The sequence below is a fragment of the Shewanella sp. Iso12 genome (assembly GCF_012030025.1).
Lineage (GTDB): Bacteria > Pseudomonadota > Gammaproteobacteria > Enterobacterales > Shewanellaceae > Shewanella > Shewanella algae.
The window spans coordinates 840,877-866,688 of record NZ_JAAUHW010000001.1 but is presented as its reverse complement, the minus strand read 5'-3'; the positions used below and the strand labels follow the sequence as shown (position 1 = coordinate 866,688).

Below are 25,812 nucleotides of genomic sequence, written 5' to 3'. Positions count from 1 at the left end.
GGAAGAACATGTCAGGTATTAAAGTCGAAGTGGACAAGCGCCGCACCTTCGCCATCATTTCTCACCCGGATGCGGGTAAAACCACCATTACAGAGAAAGTCTTGCTCCATGGCCGCGCCATTCAATCTGCCGGTACAGTGAAAGGCCGTGGCTCGTCTCAGCATGCAAAATCTGACTGGATGGAGATGGAAAAGGAGCGGGGGATCTCGGTCACGACTTCTGTGATGCAGTTCCCCTACAACGACTGCCTGGTTAACCTGCTGGATACCCCAGGCCATGAAGACTTCTCTGAGGATACCTACCGTACCCTGACAGCGGTGGACTCCTGCCTTATGGTTATCGATGCTGCCAAAGGGGTTGAGGATAGAACCCGTAAGCTGATGGAAGTGACGCGGCTGCGTGATACCCCTATCGTCACCTTTATGAACAAGCTCGACCGGGATATCCGCGATCCGATGGAATTGCTCGATGAAGTGGAAAACGAGCTCGATATTCTCTGTGCTCCGGTCAGCTGGCCCATAGGCTGTGGTAAGTCTTTCAAAGGCGTTTATCATATCCACCGCGATGAAACCATCCTGTATCAAACCGGTCACGGTCACACCATTCAGGAAGTGAAGATACTCAAAGGATTGGATAACCCTGAGTTGGACCAAGCTGTTGGCAGCGATCTGGCAGCGCAGCTGCGTGAAGAGATGGAGTTGGTAACCGGCGCCTCCAATGAATTTGATCTCGAGCTGTTCTTAAGTGGTGAGCTGACACCTGTGTTCTTCGGTACCGCCCTGGGTAACTTCGGGGTCGACCATATGCTGGATGGCCTGACCGCCTGGGCCCCCAAGCCAATGCCAAGACAGACCACTGAGCGTTTGGTCGAAGCCGGTGAAGACAAGTTTTCCGGTTTCGTTTTCAAGATCCAGGCGAACATGGATCCCAAGCACAGAGACCGTATCGCCTTTATGCGTATCGTTTCCGGTAAATACACCCAAGGCATGAAGATGAAGCATGTCCGTATAGGGAAAACCGTCAGTATTTCCGATGCGGTAACCTTTATGGCCGGTGACCGTGAGCGCGCCGCCGAAGCCTATGCCGGTGATATTATAGGCCTGCACAACCATGGCACCATTCAGATAGGTGATACCTTTACCCAAGGGGAAGAGTTGAAGTTCTCCGGGATCCCCAACTTTGCGCCGGAAATGTTCCGTCGTATTCGTCTTAAAGATCCATTGAAGCAGAAACAGCTGCTTAAAGGCTTGGTGCAGCTCTCGGAAGAGGGGGCCGTGCAGGTTTTCCGCCCTCTGGACACCAATGACCTTATCGTTGGCGCTGTTGGGGTGCTGCAGTTTGAGGTGGTAGTAGCCAGACTCAAGTCGGAATATAACGTGGAAGCCATCTATGAGGCCATCAATGTGGCAACCGCGCGTTGGGTTTACTGTGACGATGCCCGCAAGTTGGAGGAGTTCAGGCGCAAGTGCTCCACCAACCTGGCGCTGGATGGCGGCGACAACCTGACTTACATTGCCCCGACCATGGTTAACCTCAATTTGTCCATGGAGCGCTATCCGGACATTGAGTTTGCCAAGACCCGGGAACACTAAATCATAAAGGTGGAGCTTGCTCCACCTTTTTTATTGGGATGTTGTTGAGAGATCTTCTGATGTTTTTTATTCAAAAGTGCTGGCAAAGTTACATCCGTTTTTGTGATCGCATGGGGTTAACCGAAGAAAACCGGCGCTGCTGTATGCCAAGACTCAGCGATCCTCCTTTGCAAAAAGTTGGGCAAGAGGCCGACGCTAAAGACAGGCAAAAAGAAGGAGAACAGCATGATCTTTGATTCTCACGCTCATCTGGATTTCAGCGACTTTGATCATGACAGACTAGCCCTCATGGCCGCGATGAAAGCCGCCGGTATTGGCGGTGCTATCATTCCCGGTGTCAGTCCTCGGCATTGGTCAAAGCTGAAAGCGATTGCTCACCAGCTGCAACTGCCTTTCACCTTAGGGATACATCCTTGGTATTGCCCTAAATCAATTGTCGAGAGTGACCTGGCGCTGACAGCGCTCAAAAGTGAGCTCACTTCTGTAAATGACCCTCTGATGGTAGGAATCGGCGAGTGTGGTTTGGACAAACCCAAGGCTGAGCTGGCGCAAGATAACCCGGCGCATGTCCCCTGGAACCTGCAATACAGGGTGCTGGAAGGGCAGTTGGCCTTGGCGGCGGAGTTGAAGCTGCCGCTGATACTGCATTCGGTGAAGACCCATAATGAACTCTTGGGCATGTTGAAACAGCATTCACTGCCGCGGGGCGGGGTGGTTCATGCCTTTAATGGCTCTTATGAGACGGCGATCGCTTATTTGGAGCTTGGCTTCAAGTTGGGGATTGGCGGCTTATTGCTGAATAAAAATGCAAAAAAGCTGCGTGATGCGGTTGGCAAATTACCGCTCGATGCCTTGTTGGTTGAGACTGATTCGCCCTCAATGACGCCGGGTTTCCTACCGGAAAAACGCAATACCCCCCTGACATTGGTACAAATAATAGCCGAATTGGCGGATTTGCAGAAAAAAACCAATGTTCTAATATCAGAACACCTCCAACAGAACTTGATGCAACTGTTTGAGCTTTAGTTTCTTTTAATTAAACAGGTGTAACTCGCATTCTGTGATGTGACTAAACTTTTGAAAATTAACTTCAAAAATTTGATCAAAACGACGATTTTGCCCCGGAGGTCGGGTATAATCTTGCTCGGAAAAAGGTTGGTTAACAACATAATTAAAAAGCGTTAACAATAGGGTGATGGTTAATGAATATACTTATGAGCTTGGTAGGGGTGGTCACCCTACTCGCGATTGGTTTCTTGTTGTCCAACAACAAGAAGGCAATCAATCTTAGAACTGTCGGTGGTGCACTGGCAATTCAGGCTGCATTGGGCGGTTTTGTCTTGTACGTGCCGTTCGGTAAGGACGTTCTCAAGAACGTATCCGATGCTGTTTCCAGTGTTATCGGTTATGCACAAAATGGTATCAGCTTCCTGTTTGGTGATTTGGCTAACTTCAAAGTCGGCTTTATCTTCGCAGTGAACGTGCTGCCGGTTATCGTGTTCTTCTCCTCTCTGATCGCTGTGCTCTACTATCTGGGCATCATGCAGTGGATCATTCGTATTTTGGGTGGGGCGCTGCAGAAGGCCCTGGGCACCAGCCGTACCGAGTCCATGTCTGCCACAGCCAACATCTTCGTGGGTCAGACCGAAGCGCCTCTGGTGGTTCGTCCCTTTATTCCAACCATGACTCAATCTGAGCTGTTCGCCATTATGGTGGGTGGTCTTGCATCTATCGCAGGTTCTGTTCTGGCCGGTTATGCACAGATGGGTGTACCTATCCAGTATCTGGTTGCGGCTTCTTTCATGGCGGCACCTGCGGGTCTGTTGATGGCCAAGCTGATGCATCCTGAAACTGAAACTGCCAAGAACGACATGGATGAGCTGCCTGAAGATCCAGACAAGCCTGCCAACGTACTCGATGCTGCCGCTGCCGGTGCTTCTTCCGGTATGCACCTGGCACTGAACGTTGGTGCTATGCTGCTGGCCTTCATCGGTTTGATTGCCATGATCAACGGCATCATAGGTGGTATCGGCGGTTGGTTCGGTATGGAAAACCTGACCCTGGAACTGATCCTTGGCTATATCTTTATGCCTCTGGCTTACCTCATCGGTGTGCCTTGGAATGAAGCCATGGTTGCCGGTTCTTTCATCGGTCAGAAGATAGTGGTCAACGAGTTTGTGGCTTACATGAACTTCGCACCCTACATCCATGATGCTGCCATGAGTTGTACTGCCGTTGCCGCTGAGGTCACTAAAGAGTTGCCTATGTGTGTGGCCGAAACTCAGGCGCCAATGACAGTCCGTACTCAGGCGATTATCTCTTTCGCTCTGTGTGGCTTCGCTAACCTGTCTTCCATCGCAATTCTGCTGGGCGGCTTGGGTGCCATGGCACCAAATCGTCGTCACGATCTGGCTAAACTGGGTCTGCGCGCTGTGGTTGCCGGTTCTCTGGCTAACCTGATGAGTGCGACTCTGGCCGGTTTGTTCCTGGCACTGTAAGACGGTAGTGAACAGAGGCCTGAATTCGCAGGCCTCTTGTTAACCCAATCGATTTCCAAATTAGCTTTGCTTGGCTCCTGTGCCCACTTAGGTAGGCAACATGAGCAGAACAAGAGTGCAGATATTTCTGACTAGTGAGTGAAATGGGTACTTTTGTTCAAATATAAAATTTAGTGTTCGTATTTTATTTTGTCTTTCTTGTAGTTTTGGATGGAGAAGGTAGAATGCGGGCGCCAATTAAAAGAATGCTGCTCCAAGAGGGTAGCGAGAACCAAAGATGAATGGGGTTGATGATGAAAAACGTTAAAACTTTAGCTTTAGCCGCTACAGCGGTCGCAGCCATGTCAGGCAATGCCTACGCCGCTGATCGTTCTGACCTGCACGCCAGTGATTACAAATGGATGCAGTTCAACCTGATGTACTCTATCGGTGAGAAGCCAGATAACCCAGCTTCAGGTGATCAGCACAACTACCTGGAAATGGAATTCGGTGGTCGTTCAGGTATCTTCGATCTGTACGGTTATGTTGATGTGTTCAACCTGGGTAACCAGTACACCACTGACGGTGACAAGAACCCAGGTTCAGGCACCAGCAAGATATTCATGAAGTTTGCACCACGTATCTCCATGGATGCAGTATTCAATAAAGACCTGTCTTTCGGCCCAGTTCAAGAAGTTTACTTCTCTACTCTGTTCAACTGGGACGGCCTGAATGGTGACGGCGTTAACAGCTCATTCTGGGGTGTGGGTGCTGACGTGATGGTGCCATGGCTGGGTAAAACCGGCATGAACCTGTACGCTTTCTACGACCTGAATGAGAAAGAGTGGAACGGTTATCAGTTCTCCATGAACTGGTTCAAGCCTTTCTACTTCTTCGACAACAAGAGCTTCCTGTCGTTCCAGGGTTACATCGACTACCAGTTCGGTGCTGACGAAGACAAGACAGCTTTTGTTCCTAAGACTTCTAACGGTGGTAACATCTTCTTCGGCCTGTACTGGCACTCAGATCGTTACGCTCTGGGCTATGGCCTGAAAGGCTTTAAAGACGTATACCTGCTTGAAGACGGTGCCGGTGCCCTGGCTCTGGAATCTACAGGTTGGTCTCACTACCTGAGCGCTACCTACAAGTTCTAATGGTAGATGGGGGTTATCCTCTAGGGTGACCCCCGTTTTTATTTTGCTCTGACTTAATCTTTACCTAAGCCTGAGCTATAGTGAGTTGGGTTCAATGAACCCGCAATATTAGCCGGAAGCTGGTTCAGCTTGTTTATGTAAAGGTTGACAGATTTCTCGCGTTAAAAGGGATTTTTCGCGGCAAGGCAAGGAACTCGAGTTCCCCCTTCCCGGTCTTCAAGGATTCAAGTCGTGATACTCGTTATCAAGGTTGAATACCCTACAAAGATGATTTGCAGTCAAATGCAGGCGTCGCCCGAAGGCCCGGCCATAACAATAACCACAAAAAGCCCCTCTGGCGCTGCCAAGACAGATTTTTAATCCTTTGATTTTATGTCTCGGAGAGCAATTATGAGCGATTTAAAACAAGCAGCACAGCGCGCCATCCAACTGATGGATCTGACCACCCTGAATGATGATGATACCGATCAGAAGGTGATCGAATTGTGTCATAAGGCCAACACTCCGGCCGGTCATACTGCTGCTATCTGTATCTATCCACGCTTTATTCCTATCGCGCGCAAGACTCTGGATGCCATGGGCGCCGATGATATCCGTATTGCCACAGTCACCAACTTCCCTCACGGCAATGATGACATCGCTATCGCCGTGCTGGAAACCCGTGCGGCAGTAGCTTACGGTGCCGACGAAGTGGATGTGGTATTCCCTTATCGTGCGCTGATGGAAGGCAACGAAACAGTTGGTTTTGAGTTGGTCAAAGCCTGTAAAGAAGCCTGTGGTGACAATGTGCTTTTGAAAGTGATCATCGAATCCGGTGAACTGAAAGACCCGGCGCTTATTCGCAAGGCTTCCGAGTTGTCTATCGATGCCGGCGCTGACTTTATCAAGACCTCTACCGGTAAGGTACCTGTCAATGCCACTCTTGAAGCGGCTGAAATCATGCTGACCGTTATCAGTGAAAAGAACCCCGCAGTAGGCTTCAAGCCTGCCGGTGGTGTACGTGATGCCGCCCAAGCCGCTGAATTCCTCGGTACAGCCGAGCGTATTCTGGGCAATGACTGGGTATCACCCCGTACTTTCCGTTTCGGTGCATCCAGCCTGCTGGCCAGTCTGCTGCACACGCTGGAATTGGCTGACGCTCCAGCACCGACTCAAGGTTACTAATCCCCGCTGATTGTGATCCAAGTCTATTTGGTGACGTCAAAACTTGGCTAGTATCTGTAATAAAGTTACTACATATTTTGACGTCCAACCCCAATACTGTAACGGCTTTTATAGACAAGGTTGCAGTAGAAAGGAGGCAGTATTATGTTTCTGGCACAAGAGATAATTCGTAAAAAACGCGAAAAAATGGCGCTTTCCAAGGAGGAGATCCAGTTCTTTGTCAAAGGCATTACCGATAACAGCGTGTCTGAAGGTCAGATAGCTGCATTCGGGATGGCGGTGTATTTTAACGACATGAGCATGAATGAGCGCATCGCACTGACTACGGCTATGCGTGATTCCGGCACTGTGCTCAATTGGGATAGCCTGAAGCTCGACGGCCCTGTCATAGACAAACACAGCACAGGCGGCGTGGGCGATGTTATCAGCCTGATGCTTGGCCCCATGGCGGCAGCCTGCGGCGGTTATGTTCCCATGATTTCAGGTCGTGGTCTGGGCCACACAGGTGGCACTCTGGATAAGTTTGACGCCATCCCCGGCTATCAGACTGAGCCCGACAGCGAACTATTCCGTAAGGTGGTTAAAGAGGTCGGTGTGGCCATTATCGGTCAAACCGGCGATCTGGTCCCTGCCGACAAGCGTTTCTATTCCATTCGTGACAACACGGCCACTGTCGAATCCATCCCGCTTATCACCGCCTCTATTCTGTCGAAGAAGCTGGCTTGTAGCCTGGATGCGCTGGCGATGGACGTCAAAGTGGGCAGTGGTGCCTTTATGCCTACTTATCAGGCATCCGAGGAACTGGCTCGTTCTATTGTTGCTGTTGCCAATGGTGCAGGTACCAAGACCACGGCTCTGCTGACAGATATGAACCAGGTGTTGGCCTCCTGCGCCGGGAACGCGGTCGAAGTGCTCGAGGCGGTGAACTTCCTTACCGGCAAATATCGTAATCCGCGCCTCTACGAAGTCACCATGGGACTTTGCAGTGAGATGTTGCTGCTCGGTGGCCTTGCCGCCAATGAGGCCGAGGCCCGCAGTAAGCTCAACGCCGTGCTGGATAATGGCAAGGCCGCCGAGATCTTCGCCCGTATGGTTTCCGGACTGGGTGGCCCGGCCGATTTTGTCGAACATCCTGAAAAATACTTGCCCCAGGCCAAGATTGTTCGTCCTGTATATGCCGAGCGTTCTGGTTTTGCTTACAGCATGGATACCCGTGAACTCGGCTTGGCTGTGGTCACTCTGGGTGGTGGTCGTCGTAAGCCTGGTGATGCCCTGGATTACAGCGTCGGCCTGACACAGGTTTGTGCCCTGGGACATGAAATCAATGCCGACAAGCCGCTGGCAATGGTGCATGCCCAGTCAGAAAGCGCCTTCGAAGAAGCCGCTGCCGCGGTGCGCAGAGCCATAGTCATTGGCGACAGCGCCCCTGAGAAAACACCGGAGATCTATCGCGCCATCCGCGCCGCCGATCTCCAGGAGAAGTAGTATGAAACGTACCATTATTTTAATGCTGGATTCCTTCGGCGTCGGCGCAGCCGGTGATGCTGCCAAGTTTGGTGACCTGGGTTCAGATACCTTTGGTCATATCGCCAAGGAGTGTGCCGAAGGGCGTGCCAATGATGGCCGTGAAGGGCCGCTGAAGTTACCCAATCTGAGCCGTCTGGGGCTGGCACATGCCGCCATGGAAAGCACAGGTCAGTTTGCCCCCGGGTTTGACGCCGATGTCGAGCTGATAGGCGCTTATGGCCATGCTGAAGAGCTGAGCTCAGGCAAGGATACCCCCAGTGGTCACTGGGAAATGGCCGGTGTTCCCGTGCTGTTTGATTGGGGCTATTTCAGTGACAAACAAAACTCTTTCCCCAAAGAATTGACCGATAAGATCCTGGCGCGCGCCGGCCTCAGCGGTTTCCTCGGCAATTGTCACGCATCCGGTACTGCGATTCTGGAAGAATTGGGTGAAGAACATATGCGTTCCGGCCTGCCTATCTTCTATACCTCGGCCGACTCTGTGTTCCAGATTGCCTGCCATGAAGAAAGCTTCGGCCTGGAGAACCTCTACCGTTTGTGTGAAATCGCCCGTGAAGAGCTTGAGCCATATAATATCGGCCGAGTCATAGCGCGACCTTTTGTTGGCAGCGGCGCCGCCGACTTTGCCCGCACCGGCAATCGCCGTGACTACGCGGTAGAGCCGCCGGCGAAAACTGTGCTGGATAAGCTGAAAGCCGCCGGCGGCCAAGTGGTCAGTGTCGGTAAAATTTCCGATATTTATGCCCACTGCGGTATCACCAGCAAGGTTAAGGCCTCGGGCCTGGAAGCCTTGTTCGATGCTACACTGGAGCAGGTTAAGGCTGCCGGTGACAACACCATAGTCTTCACCAACTTCGTGGATTTCGACTCCCACTATGGCCACCGTCGTGATGTGGCTGGTTACGCTCGGGGACTGGAATACTTCGATGCAAGATTGCCTGAAATCCTGGCACTGCTGAATAAGGATGACTTGCTTATCCTGACCGCAGACCATGGTTGCGACCCTACTTGGGAAGGCACAGATCATACCCGCGAACATGTGCCGGTTCTGGCCTATGGCGCAGGTTTGAGTGCCGGCTCATTGGGGCGTCGCAAGAGCTTTGCCGATATCGGCCAATCCATTGCCAGCTACTTCAAGCTGGAACCAATGGAATACGGCGAATCATTTATTCGCTGACAAGATATGGCTCCCTCGCCGGAGCCGTCTTTAATAAACAGACTTGAGTCTTTATAAAACTAACGGGGTTATTTCGATGGCAACACCACATATCAATGCAGTTGACGGCGCATTCGCTGAAACCGTACTTTTCCCTGGCGATCCACTGCGGGCCAAGTACATTGCCGAAACCTTCCTGGAAAACGTAGAGCAGGTTACCGACGTACGTAACATGCTCGGTTTCACAGGTACCTACAAAGGCAAGCGTATCTCTGTGATGGGTTCAGGCATGGGTATCCCTTCCTGCTCCATTTATGCTACAGAGCTTATCAAGGACTATGGTGTCAAGAACCTGATCCGTGTAGGCACCTGTGGTGCAATCAGTACTGACGTTAAAGTGCGCGATGTGATCATCGGCATGGGCGCCTGCACCGATTCTCAGGTGAACCGCCTGCGTTTCAAAGGTCAGGACTTTGCTGCCATCGCCAACTATGAGCTGATGAGCGCTGTAGTCGACTCAGCCAAGACTCACGGTACCAAAATTCGTGTAGGTAACGTGTTCTCTGCCGATCTCTTCTACACTCCGGATCCTGAAATGTTCGACGTGATGGAAAAGATGGGAGTACTGGGTGTGGAAATGGAAGCTGCCGGTCTCTACGGTGTTGCCCATGAATTCGGTGCCCGCGCTCTTTGCGTGGTAACTGTTTCCGACCATATCCGTACCGGTGAGAAGACCAGCTCTGATGAGCGTCAAACCACTTTCAACGATATGATCGTCATGACGCTGGATGCAGCGATTACCCTGTAATCCGGTAACCAACTGACATCATAAGGGCTCCCTCGGGAGCCCTTATTGTTTTTAAGCCTTTTCACTTATTCCTGGAGCGCGGCTCTGCAGCTGAAGCTGGCTCTTGGGCTACTCGTTCTTTTTGTTTGCTTCTGCAGTTTGTGGCTCCCGTTTGGGGACAACTCCCGGCCAGGGACGTTTACCGCGGGGATCGTCCGCATCGACAGGATCCGGGATCAGGCTATCGTTGGCTTGCTTGGCTTCGCTTTGGTTACTTTGGTCTCTTTGGTTACTTGGGTCAATTTGGGGCGCTGAAGTTTCAGCGCCTGTTTCTGTTTGGACCTTTTCCCCTGTTTTATTGTCAATCCCAGGCTCAGTGTTTACCTCCGAGTGCTCTGGCCTGGCAACCTTTCTGGCCGAGGCTTTGGCGGGCTGTTCAACCTGTTTGGGAGACATATTGGTGTTGGATTCAGCTTCAAGCTCTGTCTGGGATTCGCCGGTATCCGTGGCTGAATCTTGGCTTTCGGCGGCAGTAGGTTCAGTATCCGCGGCTTCCTTGGCGGTTGCTTTTTCCTGCTGTTTAAGCTTTTTACGCCTGCGCTTGACTCGGGTGCGGCGGCGGTCAAAGTCGGCGCGTTTGAACGACAAGGCCCGCGACAGCAACAGGCCGATAAAGCCCGCGACTATCAGCATCAGTTGCTGCTGCTCCATATTTAGCTCGTGGGCTTCTTTGATCTCATTGAAAAACAGCTTGGGATCCAGCCTGACTTCGACGAAGCCCAGGTTTTTACCTTGCTGGATCACCGGCTCGACATAAGGGGGATAGGGCGCCAGCAGATCATCCAGCTCCGGGGAATCCGGCTCCAGCAACTCTGGGCTGACATCCTGGGCAAAGGATAGCCGCTGGCCATCCTCACTGTAGATAGTCGCCGCCATCACCTTGGGATCTTCCACCAGGGCGCTGGCCAGCCATTGCAACTGCTCATCATTTTGCAGTTGCAACGCCGGTGCGGCACCATAGGCTGTTTGTTGCACCAATAATCTGGCCATCTTTTGGGTTTGGGTCTTCAGAAGCCGCTGCCCTTGTAGTAGGCTTGTCTGCCACAGCTGGACCAGGCCGACCAGCAGAGTGACGGCTATGGCGATCTGCAGCAGTCTGCTGATCTTCTGGCTTTTTTTAAGGCCCTTGAACAACAATACTTTGTCCCTTAATCAAATTCGGTGTTTCCCTAATCATAATGGATTATGGGTATGCCCGATAGCCGGAGAGCAGTGACCATGGAGTCAGTCTTACCTTTTCCCCTGTTGGCCAGTCAACGTCAGGATGGTGTCTATGTCTTGAGTCTGCAGCAGCATACTTGGCCGGCATTCAAGGAAGGGCAACATGCTCAAGGTGAGCGATTACGGCTGATCTTCAGTGAAAAAGCCGCGGCTGCTGTTGCCGACTTGCTTCCCGAGTTGGCACCTAGGGCGGTGGCGATTTTGCAGCGCGAGCAATCCTTGTATGGGCTCGAGTTGCTGCTCGAGGCGGGTATCTGTCAATCCATGCAGAATCGTCTTGAGTCAATTTGCGAGCTGGACTACCTGTCCATTGCGGCGACAACGAGTTTACCGCAGCTTTCGACTCCAGGCCTGTTGGTGATGGATATGGACTCGACCGCCATTACCATTGAGTGTATCGATGAATTGGCGGCCGCTGCCGGCGTGGGCGCCGAGGTGGCACAAGTGACCGAGCGGGCGATGCAGGGGGAGCTGGACTTCGAACAGAGCCTGCGCCAGAGGGTGGCCAAGCTCAAGGGCGCGAATCAAAGTATTATTGATGACCTCTGTGCCCGCTTGCCCTTGAGCCCCGGGCTTGAGAGCATGATAGCCGAGCTCAAGTCCCATGGTTGGCGCACTGTGGTGGCCTCAGGTGGTTTTACCCCCTTTGTTGGCCATCTGCAGCAGTTGCTTGGGTTGGATGCCGCTTTTGCCAATGAACTGGTAATAAGCGATGGCAAGTTGCTCGGCGAGGTTAGCGGCCAGGTAGTGGATGCCGCCTTCAAGGCTGATGTGGTGAAAACATGCGCCGAGCAGTGGCAGATAGCTGCCGGGCAAAGGCTGGCCATAGGCGATGGTGCCAACGATATCCCCATGGTGCAGGCGGCCGATTTTGGTATTGCCTATCATGCCAAACCTAAGCTGGCTGCGGCGGCTGCGGCCAGGATCAATAAGCTGGGCCTGCAGGTATTACCTTTCTTGCTGCAAGGGCGCTGAAGCGTTAACAATTAGAATTAGAGTGATTGCTCTTGTTTTTGTGACCGGGATTCATTAGCTTTTGCTATATAACCCGGTGACGACACACTCCATGGAAACTGTACAGCAATCAATCTTTCTGCCTTATCGAGATGGCGAACTGCATCTTCGCAAAATTTCTCCCGCAGCCGGTTTTCGGCATCAGATCCCGATTTTGATGTTGCATGGCGCCATGTCCAACGGCCGGGTGTTTTACAGCAGCAGAGGTCGAGGTCTGGCACCGTTTCTGGCCCAGGCGGGCTTTACCGTCTATGTAATGGACAGTGCAGGTCGCGGCCTCAGCACGCCTAAGTTGGCGCGAGGGTTTGAGCTTGGACAAGGCGAGGTCATCCGTGAACAACTGCCCCTGGTACAGCAGTATCTGCTTGAGGCCGAATCCCTGGACAAACTGCATTGGTGTGCCCATTCCTGGGGCGGGGTGCTGATGGCCAGCGCCTTGGCCCGATTTCCTGAACTGCAAGCCTCGGTGGCATCACTGCTTACCTTTGGCAGCAAGCGCACCATAAGAGTCAGGTCATTGAAAAAGTGGCTGATGGTGGATCTGGTTTGGAACCGCCTGGCTCCCGGCATTGCCGCCAGTCACGGCTATCTCGCGGCCGACAAGTGGCGCATGGGCATGGATAACGAGAGTCGGGCTTCGCTACAGCAGAGCATAGATTGGGTACGCGGTGATTGGATAGATCATGACGATGGCTTTGACTATGGCCGGGCTGCCGCCAAAGCCACTTGGCCCAAGAGTTGGTTTATCGCCGGACAGAATGACACTGTGCTCGGCAACCTGGAAGATGTGCTGGATATGATGGCCGAATGCGGCTTGCAGAATAGCCGCTTTACCTTACTGTCACGAGAAAACGGCAATCGCCACGACTATGGTCATGCGGATATGCTGACCCATGTGGATGCACCAAACGATCATTTCAACAAGGTGCTCGCCTGGTATCAGGGTTTTGAGCTTTCCAGCGTCAGTGACTGAGCTTCTGGATTTAATTCCGGGTAGCGCAGCAAGACCTCGCTGGTGATTTCCAAAAACTCGCCAACGCCCACTACCCGCCACAGCATCTCTTCGAGCTTCTTGGCCTTGTGCTTGGCATGGACACCTATATATTCCAGCTCGCGGCGGATATAGCCCAGATCCGGTTTACCGGCGGCGCCGCGATAGACTTTCAAGGCCATAAAGCTGCCGAGCGATTGCGCCTGACGGATAAAATCCACTTGGGCCTGACGCTCCGCCAGTTCATGGCGGGCAGTGCAGCGCAGCCGCAACTGGCCGCTGGATTGGCGCACCAACTGCACAAAGACTTCGAAGCTGTCCATGGTCATCTGCGGCTTCATCGCCCGTATCGGGCCGATAAAGTCGCGCTTCAGCCGGCCGTCTTGCAGTAAAGGTTCGAGATTGAACTGCAACTGCTCAGCGCTACTGTTGGCGAACAAGTCGCTGACGGCATCCGGCTCTACGCCGACCCCCAGCGCCGATAAACGGAAAGACTTGACAGTTTTTTCCACAAGGAAAGGCACTGAATGCAGTTTGCGCATCAAGAGGTTTTTCATCGCTTCGGCCAGTTCTTTGACCTCAGAGTTATCCTCTGTCAGTTGCTGCAATTTCTCGCGGTTTTGCTCTATCAGGCGATGCAAAAACTCCACGCCCGGATGAGGCGTGTGGCCCATCACCGCCGCCAGATGCAGGGTGACACCGTTTTTACGGCTGCGCACCAATCGATAGGGCAGCGCCTGAAGTTTTGCCTTGGGCGCCAGCTCCTGCAGTTTGGGAAAGCTCAGCAGCAGCGGCTCCTTGGGATTGAGAGTCGCGTTTTCATCCAGATTCAGCTGCAGGCCACGACTGGAAATATCATGGGTGATCCCTGTGTATTGCTGTTTGCCCTGACTGATGTTGACCAGGGTCTTGAAGGAGAACCTGGCTTCCTGGCGCCGTTCGCTGAAATACATGGACACCAATCGGATACTGTTGGTGGTGATTTTGGTTTGGCCGAAACGCTTGAGCTCATTGGCGTCCATCTTGAATGGCCAGCGACGATACTCTTCGGCGGCCTGTTCGTCGGTCACATCCATCAACTGTAATATGTGGCTGTATTTGCTCAACTGCTGCTCAGTCAGTGCCGAGTAGTTGCTGTCATCGCCCGGGAGCATGGAGGCCTTGTAGGAACCCCGGTGGTCTATGGCATCCAGGCTAACCTGGATAACCTTCCAACTGCCCTTGGTGGCACCAAAGCCGAGAAACAGAGGTTGCAGGCGGCTTTTTTTCAGCTCGCTGAGGCTGGCAGAGTAGAAGTAGAGTTGACCACGGGCGTTATAGGTAAAGCTGAGCAGTAATCTGTGGTCGGCGTTGTCCGGCTCGGCGAGCATGGCCGCCAGTCTCTGCTTGCTCAGCAGTCCCGGCAATTGGTTGATATCGGCTTCATCGAGGAAATCGTGCAGCAGTGCCTGATTGTCCCGGCTAAGCAGCAGAGCACCAATAGCAGGCTTGCCTTGGCTGTCCTGTTCGATAAACAGCGGCAGGTGCGGCAGATGGGCCAGGTAATGGCGCTCGAACCCCATCCCCGTGGCGGTTACCAGCACATCGTTGACATCCACCTTATAGCGGAACTTATAGCCGCGAATGAGGCTGGCGAGCATTTCGGCCAACTGTTCGCTGCCGCCGATGCGCTTGAGCCGCATCCAGCAGGTGTCCTGCTCTGTCTGGGCATCGACTATCTGGTAGTCGACCCCGAGTTGCAGATCCCGGTAATAGTATTCATCGCTGAGATCCAGCAGCTTGACCCGCAGCGGCCGGTTGAGATCGAAGTTGTGTCTGGCAGGCAGGCGCACTCTGGCGCCACCGACGGAGAGATCCGCGGTATTGCCGCGCACCTCCTCTCTGCCGGGTTGGGAGACAGCTATCTTGATGCTGTAGTTCATCCGCTCTTCACTGCGGTTGAAGTAGCGCCCCAGCACAATCCCGGGTACCAGATAGGGATTCCCCAGTCCTTCCTGATTGCGGGGCGTTTGCTGCAGCTTTTGGCGACGCTGGCGATGCGCCTCCATCACCTGCTCGTACACTCCCATGGTGTACTGGTTGCGGTACAGTGCCAGTGCGGCATCAAAGGCCTCTTTGGCCGGATCATCGAGGAAGTGGCGTTGGTCGGCGAAGCGATACTCCTGGCAGGGCAGTTCCGACTTGTCTCTGAGGTCAATGATCCTCAGGCAGGGGGAAGCCAGGCGCTGGATTTCCATCTTTAACAGAAAGCGGGTCGAGTTGGACTCTTCGGCGGTGAGCTGCAAGAAGATCTCACTGAAGTCCGGCTCCATCATCAGGGGCTTGAGTTGTTCAATCAGGGCGCTGTGGTGATCTGGGCTCATGGACTCGCTCTTTAAAGGGTGCTTATTCTTGTGCTGACTGTTAGTCTTATGTCGGCCCGGCTTTGGGAAGCTTGAACCCAATTCGGGACTATCATGCTGAAAGTATCACTTTGAAAGTGCAATTATTTTAATTAACTATTACAGATTTTACACAAGTTTGAACCCAGATGGCGAAGAATAAAACAGCATACGTGTGCAACGAATGTGGCCAGGACTTTCCCCGCTGGCAGGGGCAGTGCAGTGCCTGTCATGAATGGAATACCATTACCGAAGTCCGGCTGGGGGCGGCCACGCCATCCCGGGGCGGTCAGTTCAGCGGTTATGCCGGCGCCGGTGCCAGTGAGATCCAGACGCTGGATCAGATAGATCTCAACGAAGTGCCAAGGATCCCCAGCAGCTTTATCGAATTTGACCGAGTGCTCGGTGGCGGCATAGTCGCCGGCAGTGCCATCCTGATTGGCGGGCATCCGGGCGCAGGCAAGAGTACCTTGCTGCTGCAGACTTTGTGTCAGTTGGCCGAGACCATGCCGGCTCTCTATGTGACCGGCGAGGAATCTTTGCAGCAAGTGGCGATGCGAGCCCATCGTTTGGGCCTGCCCACCGGGCGTTTGAAGATGTTGTCCGAAACCAGTGTCGAGACCATCTGCACTGTGGCACTGCGGGAGAAGCCCAAGGTCATAGTAATAGACTCGATTCAGGTGATGCATATCAGCGATGTGCAGTCCTCCCCCGGCAGTGTGGCCCAGGTTCGTGAGTCGGCCGCCTTTCTGACCCGTTTTGCCAAGCAAAACGGTATCGCCATCATCATGGTCGGCCATGTTACCAAAGACGGCTCTCTGGCCGGCCCCAAGGTGTTGGAGCACTGCATAGATTGCTCTGTGATGTTTGAAGGGGACAGCGATAGCCGCTACCGTACCCTGCGCTCGCACAAGAACCGCTTCGGCGCGATCAATGAACTGGGGGTATTCGCCATGACGGAGCGGGGGCTTAAGGAAGTGGCCAATCCGTCGGCGATATTTCTGTCTCGCGCCGATGAAGCTGCCTCCGGCTCGTTGGTGATGGTGGTTTGGGAGGGCACCCGGCCTCTGTTGGTGGAACTGCAGGTGTTGGTAGACAGCTCGGCACTGTCGCATCCGCGGCGGGTCGCAGTGGGGATGGATGCCAACCGTTTGGCTATGTTGCTGGCGGTAATGCATCGTCATGGCGGATTACAGATGTCGGATCAGGACGTGTTTGTCAACGTGGTCGGCGGTGTCAAGGTGACAGAAACCAGCGCCGATTTGACTCTGCTGCTGGCCATGGTTTCCAGTTTCCGCGGTGATATTCTGCCCAGGGATCTGGTGGTGTTCGGCGAAGTGGGCCTTTCCGGCGAGATACGTCCCGTGCCCAATGGCCAGGAGCGTTTGGTCGAAGCTGCCAAGCACGGCTTTACCCGGGCGATAGTGCCCAAGGCCAATATGCCGAAAAAGCCGCCTCAGGGGATGCAGGTGATAGGGGTGAGCAAACTCAGCGAGGCGCTCGGGGCTTTATGATTGCTATATGAGCGCTATGTGAGTGCTATGTGAGTCATAGCCCGGCAAACAGGGCTATTGCGGCCCTGTAAACTGCGAAGCAGGAGCCGCCTCAGCTGCTCTGTTCATGTTCGGCGATAAACTGCTCCAACTCCCGGTGCAGCAGTGAGGCATCGCCAAGATTCAACTCCAACAGCCTTCTTAAGTGACTGATGCTCTCGACATCGATGAGGGCACACTTGAGACCCAGAAGGCCGTTGCGGCGATGCACAACTTCGGCCTCCATACAGAGTTGCACCTCGGACTGAGGCAGGCGAAAACTCAGCTCCAGCACGCCTTCGGGAGCGAAATCGGCAGGTTCTTCTACCATGGCGCCGTTGAGACAGAGATCCAGCAAGTGGGTGCCCCATATCTTGTCACCGCAGCTCAACTGGGCATCTATGGTAAACAGGATCCGTGAAAACTTGCGCTTTTCGTCCATATTCAGTCCTTTAATTCTTGGTCTGTCCTTATTGTAGCCACATAAGAAGCGCTTGGCACCGAACTCAGGTCAAATATCTATCCGCTACAGACAAAATATGAAAAATTGTGAATAATGGCGTCTACCCCAGCCGGTTGGAATACAAGCATGGCATACCGCATATTGATAGTGGACGATGAGGCTATCATTCGGACTCGTTTGAAAGGCTATTTTGAAAAAGATGGTTACCAGGTAATGGAAGCCGCCGACGGTGAGCAGATGTGGCAGCAACTGCAGCAACAGCATGTGGATCTGGTGATGCTGGATATCAATATGCCGGGGGACGATGGCCTGATGCTGACCCGTGAGCTGCGCAGCCGCTCAGATGTGGGCATTATTCTGGTAACCGGCCGGGATGAGGCGATAGATAAGATAGTGGGCCTGGAGATGGGCGCCGATGATTATGTCACCAAGCCGTTTGAGTTTCGCGAGCTCAGGGTCAGGGTCAAAAACCTGCTCTGGCGCATCTCTCTGGTGAAAAAGGCCCAGCAGCAAACGGCCGAACAATTGTCGCGCTCGGAAGATAATCTCTATTTCGAGGGCTATCATCTGCAGCTCAATAGTCGCCGTTTGAGCCTGGATGGGCAGGCTATCAAGTTGACCAAGGCGGAGTTTGAACTCTTGGTGGCCTTTGCCCTGCATCCGCAGCAGGTACTCTCGAGAGAGCGCTTGATGCAGCAAACCAGCCACAGGGATCAGGATGTCAACGACCGCACCATAGATGTGATTATTCGGCGCTTGCGCAGCAAACTGAGCCCTGAGTTGTTTGTCACTGTGCATGGCGAGGGCTATCTGTTTGCCGCTGATGTCAGCGACTGAGTTTTGAACCCTTGGCTTCCACCCTGTATATGGGGTAGAAGTCTGCCGGTGCCAAACTGTCATCCAGTTGCATGCTTTTGAGGTTATCCGGGCGCAACTGCAAAATTGCCGGACCTATATCACCAAACGCCTTTTCCCCCTGCAACAGCCTGACGGCGAGATCGACCGCCAGCCGCCCCTGCAGTACCACTCTGTCATCATTGGCATAAGCAACCTTGTTGCGCTTGAGGGCGCGCAGTACATCCGGTGATAGATAGCTGCTCACCAGCGCCATTTTGTTGGTCAGGTTTCTCTGCCTGAGAGTGCCCATGGCGGCTTCAATGGCGACGGCACTGCCGAGCAAGGCTTGCGGCAGTGGCTGCTCACTTTGATTGAGCAACAGATTGAGCTGATCCCGGTAGAGATTACGGTTGTTGTCTGCATGCATCACGGCCACTATCTCCACCTGGCTGTCTTGCAGTGCTTGTTTGACGCCTTTTTCCACCAGGTCGGTTCCGCCACGGCCTTCGGGGCCCGCCAGCATCGCCAGGCGTTTGTGCGGGGTAGATGAGAGAAACTCACCGGTCAGATAACCCATCTGATACCAATTGACTCCTATATGGGTTCGTACCCGGTTGTCTGCCAGTTGGTTCACCAGCGCCAACACCGGCTTGGTCAGCTCCAGCGTCTGGCCCTCGAGCAGGTGTGGGCTGACGGCGCCAAGCAAAATCGCATCGGCATCGCCATCGAGGCAGGATTTGAGTTGCGCCAACTGGGTCTGGTTGTTGCCATAGCCGCCGGCTTCATGGAGTTCCAGCCCAAGGCCCAAGGCTTGGCTCTGTTTGGCCAAGCCATAATCAATCCCTATCCAATAGGCGTCTTTAAGATGTGGCACCAAAGCGCACAGCTTCCAGGGCTTGTTGGCCTTGGTGAGCGGAGTGTGGGTCAGAGGGCTGGCCTGCTGGATTGCTTCGTTGTAAGGACTGCGCTGCTCAAGCTCCCAAGTTTCATTGGCCAGCGCGGCAGGGGTAAACATCAGCAGAGCCAATAACCACAGCAGCAGAGGTCTTTTGGTTGTCGGCAACAAAGACTCGAACTTGGCGGCAAATTGGCTCATGGGGAAGGTCCTGATATATGATGCCACTATTCTACCATAGCATTCCTGCTGAATGTTTGAGTGGGTCAATGCCTATGCGGACCGGTATCAACAAGGATAACAAGTGAGACCTTTATCTTCATGGCTGAGCAGCCTGACCGGCCGTCTGATGCTGGCGTTCTGTTTGCTGGCGCTGCTGCTGTTATTACTGGTGACTCTGGGAAACTTGAGCCTTTACTGGGTCAAGGGCGCCGACAGTTTTCTTTACGAGAAGGCCTTGCCCGCATCAGAAGCCGCGCGGCAGCTATCGCAATCGGCCACCTCGCTGGCGGAGAATGCCCAGCGCCTGGGCACAGTTGCCGATGAAAAGCAGCGTCAATATTTGGGGCGTCGCCTGTCTCTTGAAAGCAATCGCATGTTGGCGGCGATTGCGACCCTGGAGCAGTTGGCGGTGCCGGATTCGGCCAATCTGAAACAGGCGGCGGCCACCATTATCGCCGAGCTGACCTTACTCGGCGAACAGACGGGGGAGCGACTTGAGCGTACCCAAGCGCTGAAACAGAAAGGGCTTTTACTGGTACAGGCCTCCAAGCAGGCCGATAATCTGCTGCGCTCCGAGCTGGCGGTGCTGGACTCAGTCATTATTGCCAAGCTGAGCCAGATCCCGGGGGCGGCGGCAGTGGATGACATTATAGAGCTGGATCTCAGCAGCGCCGAGCAGCTCAACCGCGCCCTGAAACTGACTCATAAGATAGTCTTGCTCGGGCAGATATTTGCAGCGGCCGATGCGCCGCAAGACTTGGTCGGTGCCATCAATCAGGCGCCGTTGACCGATGATGCCCTGTCCCCGGGATTGCTCAAGCGCATTCCCGTGGCCGATTTGGTTCGGGATCCCGGTAGAGCCGAGGCGCTCGAGGCCGAATTTGCTCGTCTTGATCAGGTGACTGCCGGCCAACAATTGGCCGAAGCAATATGGCAGTTGCAGCAGCAACTGGAGCAAAGGCAACTGGTGATTTCGGACAACCTCAAGTCGATGGAGCAAACCGTGAATGCCGCGCTTGAGGGCCAGCAGCAACAGCTGAATTTGGCCCGACGCGACTATCTTGTGCAGCTCAATTGGGCCAGCGCCGGGCTCTGGGGGACGGGCGCCTTGATGTTGCTGCTGATCCTGTTTGTCAGTTGGCAGGTTATCTATAAGGGTATCGCCCGGCGCTTGAGTGATGCCACCCAGGCGCTGAGTCGCCTGAGTCTTGGCGATACCGATGTCAGCATACGCTCTTACGGCGATGATGAACTCACCGCCATGGCCTCGGCGCTGGAAGCCTTCAAACAGAAAACGGCCCACAATCAAAAGTTGCAGCAGGATCTGCAGCGCACCGCGGCCGAGTTGACCGAGCATAAGCTGGCGCTGGAGCTGAAGGTGGCCGAGCGAACCCGAGAGCTCGCCCAGACCAACGCCCAACTAGAAGAGGCCAGTCAGGCCAAGTCGCTGTTTTTGGCTACCATGAGCCACGAAATACGCACGCCCCTTAACGGCTTGCTCGGCACTCTGAGTCTGCTGGGGCAGGCGGAGTTACCCGCCAAGGCGCGGCAGATGTTGGCGCTGTCCCAGTACAGTGGTACTCAACTGCAAACCGTGCTCAATGACATTCTCGATTTTTCACGTCTGGAGCAGGGCAGGCTGCTCAATGAGCCAAGGGCTGTGGAGTTGCCGGCGCTGCTCAACGAAGTGACCGCCATCATGTTGGCCGGTGCCAATCTTGCCGGGCTTGAGCTCAGGCTGTTAAAGCCGGAATTGCCCGAATGGGTCTGGCTCGATGGGCCCAAGCTCAGGCAGGTGCTGTTTAACCTTCTGGGCAATGCCATCAAGTTTACCGCCAAGGGCAGTGTGACCCTGGAGGTCAGTATTGAAGATGCGCGCCTGTGCTTCAGCGTGACTGACACAGGTATCGGCATCCGCCCCGAGGCCATGGCGCATCTGTTTACTCCCTATGCCACAGAGGCAACCCATGCCAGTGCCAGGGGAACCGGACTTGGGCTGAGTATCAGCCGTGACCTGGTGCAACTGATGAATGGCAGTGAGAGCGGGGATGCTCCCGCCATAGACGTTATCAGTACGCCGGGGCAGGGCAGCCGTTTCAGTTTCAGTGTGCCGCTTCAGCCCTGTGAGCAGGGGGAGCAACAATCGAGTAGCCTGCCACAGAGTGAAATCGCCAAGCGGGTGCTGCTGGTGGAAGATAACAGGGTTAATGCCTTGGTGGCTCAGGGCTTTTTGGCGCATCTTGGGCATGAGTCACTCTTGTGTGTCAGTTTGGCAGAGGCACGGAATGTGTTGCTTGATAACACGTCAGGCCCATTCGATGCCGTGATGCTGGATTTACAGCTGAGTGACGGCTCCGGCAGCGAGCTGTTACCTGAGCTCAGGCAACAGCTGGGCACCAAGGTGCCGATTGCCGCCTTTACTGCCCAGTTGCAGACTCAGGATATGGCAGATTACCAGGCCATGGGCTTTGATATAGTGCTGGGTAAGCCCTTGGGATTGCAGGCACTGGCCAACTGGCTAGGGGTTGTCTCCGGCTCGAATCAGAGTGATGAGCGCCATAAGGAAGAGGATATTCAAGCGCCTGGCAATAAGGTATCACTCCGGAATACGGCCAACACCCAATGGCTGGCGCAGGAGCAACTTGAGCAGGACTTGCAGGTGCTCGGCAAGGCTACTTTGCTGGAGATGCGGCAGCAGTTTGTGGACAGCAGTGATGCGCAGCTGCAAGCTTTACAGGCGGCAGATGGGCAACGGGATATCCAGGCTGCCAAGCTGCATGCACTCAAGGGCAGCAGTGGCAACATGGGGCTTGAAGCGCTGCACTTGCGCTGCGCCGCACTGGAGCAGGCCATCAAGGCTGGCAAACCTTTGCGCGACGAGGGACTCACCGAGCTGACAGATTGCGTAGCGGCATCATTGCAGGCGCTCGATAACTGGCTTGAGCAGCAATCAGACTAAGGCGCTTTTTTACCTGGGGTTTAAGCACTGAAGACAGGAAGCGCAGCATTTACCGGCTGCTGAAGATATAGAAAGGGCGCCACTCGTTACTTGAGTTGGCGCCCTTTGACCCTTTGATTTAGGGGGCTGTGTTACGTTTGATTCAGGCAAGTACTTGTTTGCTCTTGTCTAAATCGCCTCACTCAATGCGCTGCGGCGCTTTTCAGCCATTCGGCATCACTTTGAACAAAGGCCAGGGTCAGGCGCGCGAGTGCGGCATAAAAACCGCCGCGATCGCATTCGGCCACCCGCTGACAAAATGGCTCCAGCCAACTGAGCAGGCACTCTTGCAGATACTCCTGCTGCGTTGATGCCGAGGCGTTCAGACACAGATGAGCCTGATAGGCAAGAATCACCGCCAGGTGGTCTGCGGGCTCGGGGAAGTCACCGCTCAGCTGCAGCTGACTTCGCTGCAAAAAGGCCAGCATCTGTTGATGCTGCTCACCGAACAGGGTGACATCCTCATCCGCTTGCAGATAGAGGCCGGCATAGGGCGAAGCGCTCTGTTTACTACCCACCAAAAACAGCCCACAGAAGTCTGCCGCCAGCTCCAGCAACGCCTTGTCTCTGTCCTGCATCCAGGCAATGGATTGCAGTTTTTGCTCCATCAGCTTGGCTTCTTGCTTGAGGGAGGGATCGCTGCTCAGCTGTTGCCAAAAGGCCTTGCTTTCCGGCGCCGTCAGTTGACTCAGGCGCTCGGCATTCAACTCGCGGGCGAACAGGCCCGAGAGGAAGTTGTACAGCATGGCTCTGCCTTGATTTAACTGTTCCATTGGCTTACCTCAGTTATCTGCGATTAGTGATGGTGCGAATAAGTCCTCGTGGGACTTGTTCGCACCTTCCCTTAGATTTTTATCTCAATCGGCCCATCGAAGGAGGATACCTTGGGCGCCTTGCCGGTGAACTTTTCAAATTCCACCTGGCAAGTGTAGGCCGAGCAGGCCTGCGCCAGCTTGGAGGTACCTATATCCTGAGTCAGGGTATTGGGGTCACCATAGCTGCACAGGGCACCGATTTCGGCGCCGCCTTCGACGCTGCCATCCTTACCTACCGGGCCATACCAGGCGCCTTCATGGATCCGGATAACCCCTTTGGGGAAACGGCCCGAGACGACGGCTCCGGCCAGCAGTTGGCCGCGGCCGTTGAACACCCGCACCAGATCGCCGTCTTTGATACCGCGAGCCCTGGCATCTTCAGGGTTAATGTAAACCGGCTCACGCCCTTGCACCGTATAGGTTTCGCGATATTCCTTGGACTCACACATCTGTGAGTGCAGGCGCTTGTCCGGGTGGCAGGACTGCAGCCAAACCGGGTACTTATCGCTGCCTGGACCGCCATGGCTGCGCTCGGATTTTTCCATCCACACTGGGTGGCCAGGGCAGTCATCATAACCGAACTGGGCAATCTTACGGCTGAAGATTTCAATCAGGCCGGAAGGAGTACCCAAGGGGTTGATCTCAGGATCCTCGCGGAAGTCGGCATGTCTGACCCAGTTTTGCCCTTCACCGAAGTGCACATAACCCTGCTTCCAGAACTTGTTGAAGTCCGGCATGGCAAACTTGCCTTGGTTGGCTGCCTTACACTCGTTGTAGAGTTTTTCCAGCCATTCCATTTCTGTTAGCCCGCGGGTGTATTCCTTCTCCTTGCCGAGTATTTTGGCAAAGCGGGTGAATATCTCAAAGTCTGACAGACTTTCAAACAGTGGCTCAACCATCTTGTGCATCGCCAGAATACCGCGGCCGGCGTAGGCACCGTAGACATCGATATCGTTACGCTCCATGGTGGTACAGGCGGGCAGGACTATATCTGAGAAGCGGCAGGTGGCGGTCCAGTTCACATCTATGGAGACCACGCATTCCAGCTTGCGGAATGCCTGCTTCATACGGTTTCTGTCCTGATGGTGGTTCCAGGGGTTGTTGCCCGAGAACACCATCATGCGGATATCCGGATAGGTAACCTTGCTGCCGTTGGCATCAATAGTCTTGCCGGGTTCCAAAATGGCATCTATCCAGCGGGCGACCGGAATAGTGCTGCTGGCGCCCTTGAAGTCGTTGTTGTCGAACAGTGGTTTTTGGCCTTCGTCCAGATTGCGCGGGAAGGCGCCCGGTGCTGCGGCACCTGTGGCGGGTACCCCAATACCTGAATAGTGGTGGCCATAGCTGATACCACCGCCAGGCAGGCCTATCTGGCCTATCATGGTGGCCAGTACCGCCGCCATCCAGTAAGGCTGCTCTCCGTGTTGCTGACGCTGAATACACCAGCCCATCATGATCTGGGTACGGCCCTTGGTCAGGGTGCGGGCCAGATCGCGGATGACTTCAGCCTTGACGCCACAGATGGCTTCGGCCCATTCCGGAGTCTTGGCGATGCCGTCTTTGTCACCCAGGAGGTAGGGCAGGAACTCTTCAAAGCCCAGGCTATAGCCTTCGATAAACTTGGCATCGTGCAGCTTGGCTGTGTACATCTCATGGGCGATACCCAACATCAAGGCCACGTCTGTTTGTGGGTTGACATACAGCTGCTCACAACCCAGATAGGCTTGGGTCTTGGTTTCGACCGGATCTATGCTGATCACCCGGATCTTACCGGCTTTGACCTTTTCCTTGAGCTGCGCCAGATAGGCGAAGGACTCGTGGGTTTCGGCGTTCCAGCCCACCTGCAGGTTTTTGTAAGGATCGTTGGACCAGAGCACTATGGTATCGCTGTGCTCGAGGATCAGCGGCCAGGAGGTGCCCTGAGCGTACACTTCGGTAGAGCCCAGCACATAAGGCATAATCGTTTGCCCGGCGCCAGTGGAGTAGTCGCCCACTTTCTTGACGAAGTTGCCGTGCATGGCGATGGCGCGCTGCATATGGCTGGTGCTTGAGTGCAGCTGTCCGGTGGCACGCCAACCGGTTTGTCCGGCGTGCAGGCCAGATGGCCCGTACTGGGTTTGAATGATATCCAGCGACTCTTTGAACAGAGTCAACGCCTTGTCCCAGGTGACACGAACGAAACGGAAGTCGCCGCGTTCATGGGTATTGCTCTTGTGTCCCTTGAGCAGGAAGTCGAGCCGCACCATGGGATAACGGATCCGCGATGGGTTATAGACCAGGCCACGGATGCCGCGGATCATGTCGGTGGGATACTTGTCGTATTCCAGTGGTTTGACGTCGGCGATAACCCCGTTGCGGCGCTTGATACGAAATGCGCCGAAGTGGGAGCCTGTGGTCAGCCAGGCGTCACCGTCATCCATCCCCTTGGCCAGCGCCGACAGGGGAGCGAGTACCGAACTGCTTCCGGCAACCACAACGGAAGTGGAGGCCAGGCCTTTTAAAAAGTCTCTTCTGTTCATAACGCCA

At 54.3% G+C, this 25,812-nt stretch carries 19 protein-coding genes; 13 read left to right on the top strand and 6 right to left on the bottom strand.

Features of this window, described 5'->3' with window-relative positions:
• Positions 1–8 precede the first annotated feature (8 nt).
• The 8 genes from prfC (at position 9) to deoD (ending at position 9,878) form a co-directional block, all read left to right on the top strand.
• Positions 9–1,592 carry a peptide chain release factor 3 gene (gene prfC / locus HCX89_RS03810; protein WP_025009938.1) on the top strand — a complete coding sequence of 528 codons (1,584 nt, stop codon included), beginning with the start codon at positions 9–11 and terminating at the stop codon, positions 1,590–1,592.
• 228 nt (positions 1,593–1,820) lie between these two features.
• Positions 1,821–2,618 carry a TatD family hydrolase gene (locus tag HCX89_RS03805; RefSeq protein ID WP_044735698.1) on the top strand — a complete coding sequence of 266 codons (798 nt, stop codon included), beginning with the start codon at positions 1,821–1,823 and terminating at the stop codon, positions 2,616–2,618.
• A gap of 176 nt (positions 2,619–2,794) precedes the next feature.
• The gene (locus HCX89_RS03800) at positions 2,795–4,090 is read left to right on the top strand and encodes a NupC/NupG family nucleoside CNT transporter (RefSeq protein ID WP_025009940.1); all 1,296 of its coding nucleotides are present in this window, start codon (positions 2,795–2,797) and stop codon (positions 4,088–4,090) included.
• Positions 4,091–4,383: 293 nt separating this feature from the next.
• On the top strand, positions 4,384–5,223 hold the full coding sequence (locus tag HCX89_RS03795) for an outer membrane protein OmpK (RefSeq protein WP_025887926.1): 840 nt from the start codon (positions 4,384–4,386) through the stop codon (positions 5,221–5,223).
• A gap of 390 nt (positions 5,224–5,613) precedes the next feature.
• Positions 5,614–6,387 (top strand): deoxyribose-phosphate aldolase, encoded by a 774-nt coding sequence (deoC, locus tag HCX89_RS03790; protein ID WP_025887927.1) that lies wholly within the window; start codon positions 5,614–5,616, stop codon positions 6,385–6,387.
• 144 nt (positions 6,388–6,531) lie between these two features.
• On the top strand, positions 6,532–7,872 hold the full coding sequence (gene deoA / locus HCX89_RS03785) for a thymidine phosphorylase (protein WP_167715101.1): 1,341 nt from the start codon (positions 6,532–6,534) through the stop codon (positions 7,870–7,872).
• A 1-nt stretch (position 7,873) separates the two neighbouring features.
• The gene (locus HCX89_RS03780; RefSeq protein ID WP_025009944.1) at positions 7,874–9,091 is read left to right on the top strand and encodes a phosphopentomutase; all 1,218 of its coding nucleotides are present in this window, start codon (positions 7,874–7,876) and stop codon (positions 9,089–9,091) included.
• Between the two features lie 76 nt (positions 9,092–9,167).
• Positions 9,168–9,878 (top strand): purine-nucleoside phosphorylase, encoded by a 711-nt coding sequence (gene deoD, locus HCX89_RS03775; protein WP_025009945.1) that lies wholly within the window; start codon positions 9,168–9,170, stop codon positions 9,876–9,878.
• Positions 9,879–9,986: 108 nt separating this feature from the next.
• On the opposite strand, the gene HCX89_RS03770 is transcribed toward deoD, so the two are convergent.
• Positions 9,987–11,054 (bottom strand): YtjB family periplasmic protein, encoded by a 1,068-nt coding sequence (locus tag HCX89_RS03770; RefSeq protein WP_167715098.1) that lies wholly within the window; start codon positions 11,052–11,054, stop codon positions 9,987–9,989.
• An 81-nt stretch (positions 11,055–11,135) separates the two neighbouring features.
• Here HCX89_RS03770 and serB point away from each other — a divergent pair, with 81 nt between their 5' ends.
• Both serB and HCX89_RS03760 read left to right on the top strand, forming a co-directional pair.
• A complete protein-coding gene (gene serB / locus HCX89_RS03765) occupies positions 11,136–12,113 on the top strand; it encodes a phosphoserine phosphatase SerB (RefSeq protein ID WP_167715096.1) in 978 nt (325 codons plus the stop codon).
• A 91-nt stretch (positions 12,114–12,204) separates the two neighbouring features.
• Positions 12,205–13,125 carry an alpha/beta hydrolase gene (locus HCX89_RS03760; RefSeq protein ID WP_167715094.1) on the top strand — a complete coding sequence of 307 codons (921 nt, stop codon included), beginning with the start codon at positions 12,205–12,207 and terminating at the stop codon, positions 13,123–13,125.
• Here HCX89_RS03760 and HCX89_RS03755 read toward each other — a convergent pair.
• Complete coding sequence (locus tag HCX89_RS03755) at positions 13,092–15,506, bottom strand: PilZ domain-containing protein (RefSeq protein WP_167715091.1); 2,415 nt, start codon at positions 15,504–15,506, stop codon at positions 13,092–13,094. The genes HCX89_RS03760 and HCX89_RS03755 overlap by 34 nt on opposite strands.
• A 167-nt stretch (positions 15,507–15,673) precedes the next feature.
• On the opposite strand from HCX89_RS03755, the gene radA reads away from it, so the two are divergent.
• Positions 15,674–17,038: a DNA repair protein RadA gene (gene radA, locus HCX89_RS03750; RefSeq protein WP_039033655.1), complete on the top strand. Its 1,365-nt coding sequence runs from the start codon at positions 15,674–15,676 to the stop codon at positions 17,036–17,038.
• 91 nt (positions 17,039–17,129) lie between these two features.
• Here the strand turns inward: radA and HCX89_RS03745 are convergent, their stop codons facing one another.
• On the bottom strand, positions 17,130–17,498 hold the full coding sequence (locus HCX89_RS03745; RefSeq protein ID WP_045283640.1) for a PilZ domain-containing protein: 369 nt from the start codon (positions 17,496–17,498) through the stop codon (positions 17,130–17,132).
• Positions 17,499–17,645: 147 nt separating this feature from the next.
• Here HCX89_RS03745 and torR point away from each other — a divergent pair, with 147 nt between their 5' ends.
• Entirely contained in the window at positions 17,646–18,356 is a 711-nt protein-coding gene (gene torR / locus HCX89_RS03740; RefSeq protein WP_045283639.1) for a two-component system response regulator TorR, read from the top strand.
• On the opposite strand, the gene torT is transcribed toward torR, so the two are convergent.
• Positions 18,346–19,371, bottom strand: a complete 1,026-nt coding sequence (gene torT, locus HCX89_RS03735) for a TMAO reductase system periplasmic protein TorT (protein WP_117200979.1) — start codon at positions 19,369–19,371, stop codon at positions 18,346–18,348. The two genes, torR and torT, sit on opposite strands and share 11 nt — an antisense overlap.
• A gap of 184 nt (positions 19,372–19,555) precedes the next feature.
• Here torT and torS point away from each other — a divergent pair, with 184 nt between their 5' ends.
• A complete protein-coding gene (gene torS, locus HCX89_RS03730; protein ID WP_159352359.1) occupies positions 19,556–22,432 on the top strand; it encodes a TMAO reductase system sensor histidine kinase/response regulator TorS in 2,877 nt (958 codons plus the stop codon).
• Positions 22,433–22,614: 182 nt separating this feature from the next.
• On the opposite strand, the gene torD is transcribed toward torS, so the two are convergent.
• The gene (gene torD, locus HCX89_RS03725; protein WP_146508501.1) at positions 22,615–23,244 is read right to left on the bottom strand and encodes a molecular chaperone TorD; all 630 of its coding nucleotides are present in this window, start codon (positions 23,242–23,244) and stop codon (positions 22,615–22,617) included.
• A 71-nt stretch (positions 23,245–23,315) separates the two neighbouring features.
• Positions 23,316–25,805 carry a trimethylamine-N-oxide reductase TorA gene (gene torA, locus HCX89_RS03720; protein ID WP_123115874.1) on the bottom strand — a complete coding sequence of 830 codons (2,490 nt, stop codon included), beginning with the start codon at positions 25,803–25,805 and terminating at the stop codon, positions 23,316–23,318.
• Between the last annotated feature and the right edge of the window lie 7 nt (positions 25,806–25,812).